At 46.6% G+C, this 2,320-nt stretch carries 3 protein-coding genes; 2 read left to right on the forward strand and 1 reads right to left on the reverse strand.

Annotated features, from left to right (window positions below; all coding sequences use genetic code 11):
- On the forward strand, positions 1 to 359 hold a 359-nt coding region (locus L3J94_12125; protein MCF6219469.1), incomplete at its 5' end, for a hypothetical protein.
- A gap of 101 nt (positions 360 to 460) precedes the next feature.
- On the opposite strand, the gene L3J94_12130 is transcribed toward L3J94_12125, so the two are convergent.
- Positions 461 to 1,252, reverse strand: a complete 792-nt coding sequence (locus L3J94_12130) for a hypothetical protein (protein ID MCF6219470.1) — start codon at positions 1,250 to 1,252, stop codon at positions 461 to 463.
- A gap of 505 nt (positions 1,253 to 1,757) precedes the next feature.
- On the opposite strand from L3J94_12130, the gene L3J94_12135 reads away from it, so the two are divergent.
- On the forward strand, positions 1,758 to 2,243 hold the full coding sequence (locus tag L3J94_12135; protein ID MCF6219471.1) for an IS30 family transposase: 486 nt from the start codon (positions 1,758 to 1,760) through the stop codon (positions 2,241 to 2,243).
- Positions 2,244 to 2,320 lie beyond the last annotated feature (77 nt).

The raw sequence follows: 2,320 nt of genomic DNA on the forward strand, positions 1-2,320 counted from the left end.
GCGCTGAGGAGAGAGAGATGAATCGATATATTTTTACAGTCGTGTTGTTTGTGGTGTTTTTAATGCCCGCCAGCGGAGCGTTTGCCGACAAACTGCCCGCACACTATCCGGAGAGCTTTAATAACATAGGTCAGGTCGATGATCTTCACCCAGGTTATATCGTGATAGACGATATGGAGTTTTCGGTGAGTCCTGCTACCCGGGTCTATACGCCACACTCCCGTTTCTCCTCTCTGAGAGTGCTCAAGAAAGGGATGCAAGTGGGGTATGCTGCTGAACACAAGGGAAATGAGGTTGGGCAGGTCACAGAAGTATGGGTGTTGCCGAAGGGTTTTGGCCGGAGTGAGCAAGAGGAGTAAAAACAACTCGATATAGAGCCGATGCTCGTGAAATGCTGCTGGAGCTATCTGGGAGCAGCATGCAGGCCGGTTAGGCTGGCCTGCACGAGTGATATAACTATTCAGGGAAGCTCTGAGTAACTCTGCAAACGCTTGCGCCAGCCTAGCAACCAACGAGACTCATCTCGTGGCGCATTACTTACCCGCTGCGTTAACACCGCATCCGCACTGCGGATATACTCAGCCATCACGTCGTTTGCTTGGGGATCCATGTTCATCAATACCTGCAACAACCCCCACCCCTCACCTTGATAGCGCTCCCTCAGCGCTACCCCTTCACCCTTAAAATTAATATAGTCGACCAAGGCATAAGGCCCACTCGGCTCAGCGGCGACTTTGTAAAACTGCTGCTCGAGGTACACACGCAGATCAGACCCTACAGCGGCCCTTAACATTTTTGGTAGTGCCGCCTCCATGCGTTGAACAACAACTTCCACCTGTAGTGACACACTCTGTTCTAACAGCAGACGCAATTCACGCATTTTTAAACTATCAAACTGTTGATAAAAATCTTCACGACTCTGCCACGGACTATACTTGGCCTCAGCCAACCAACCGGGCAGCTTCATATGCATCGCAAGGTAGTCACGTAACACCGGAAATGACGCGACAAAAGGCCCGTTAACCCCCTGCGGATACCAGATAAAATGACCAATCCCAAACGAGGGGAAATCCTCCCCTTCATTCCAGACCGTTAAATAGTCAACTCGACCAAGCCCCTCATTTTGCCAAATTTTCTGCCCAATATCGGCGGCCTGTTCGTCAGTTAGTACAATTTTTGCGCTCGCCAACGCAGGCAATACCAGCATAGTAACCAGCGCTACTTTTTTTAAAAATTGATATTGAGTAGACATTGATGTCTCCTATGTTTATTAATTTGTAAACGCAAGGAAACATAGTGCCCCTCACAAAACCATACTTGAAGGTTTCCCTCATACGGCTCTATGTGATTTGTAGTGGCCCGAATATTTCATAAAAAAGACGATCCTCGTTTAACCCATCTTAGATTCAACCAATAAGTGCATAACTTGAGCAGAGTATAAAAAAGAGGCCCGTTGTTAGTAAGCTGAGCACTTTTTCTCCGACAAGAGAGATGACGATGCCAGATTTATGCCCTAAAGAAAAGCGTGGCTATCGCTATAAACAAGTACAGTCTAAGTATAATTAACGACAGATTGAAGCGACAAAAGCGCTTAAGATGACGGATAGCATGATTCAACTCGTTAAGTCGAAATTAAAAGAAAAGTGGAGTCCAGAGCAAATATCGGGCTGCCTTTTAGAGGTGAATCAGCAACACCTGATCCATGAAAGTATCTATTTGTATGTGTGGGCAGATAAAGCTTCTGGTGGCGATTTGTATTGTTATTTACGCCGCCTATCAACCCCGCAGCAAGACTCAAGGCGGGGCGGGGGCATATAAAGAACCGTATTGGTATTGAAGAACGTCCAGGCATTGTTGATAAAAAAGAGCGTGTAGGTGATTGGGAAATAGACCTTGTTATTGGAAAAGGGCACAGTGGTGCGTTAGTAACAATCGTAGAGCGAGTGCCAAGCTTTGCCGTTTCAAAGCATGTTGATGATAAGTCAGCGACTACCGCCACAGCAGCAAGGATTGAGTTATTATCACCGTTTAGGGGCGCAGTACATACCGTCACAGCAGATAACGGAAAAGAGTTTGCCTACCATGAAGAAGTCGCGAAAGCATTAGATACAACGGTTTATTTTGCAGACCCTTGTTACTTATGGCAGCTTAGCTGGTTATGCACTTTGAGGTTGAATCTGCCAAATATTCGGGCTAGGAGGCTGTCGGACTTAGGTGATCGTAGCGAGGGAAAGCCATTTTGAGTCCATTTTTTTGATTGTTTGAGGCGAATATTGAGCATATTCAACGAAAATGATCGGAGAAATGGGCCTGAATGGCT

The organism is Gammaproteobacteria bacterium, assembly GCA_021647245.1.
In the GTDB taxonomy this organism is placed as follows: Bacteria; Pseudomonadota; Gammaproteobacteria; order RBG-16-57-12; family RBG-16-57-12; genus JAFLJP01.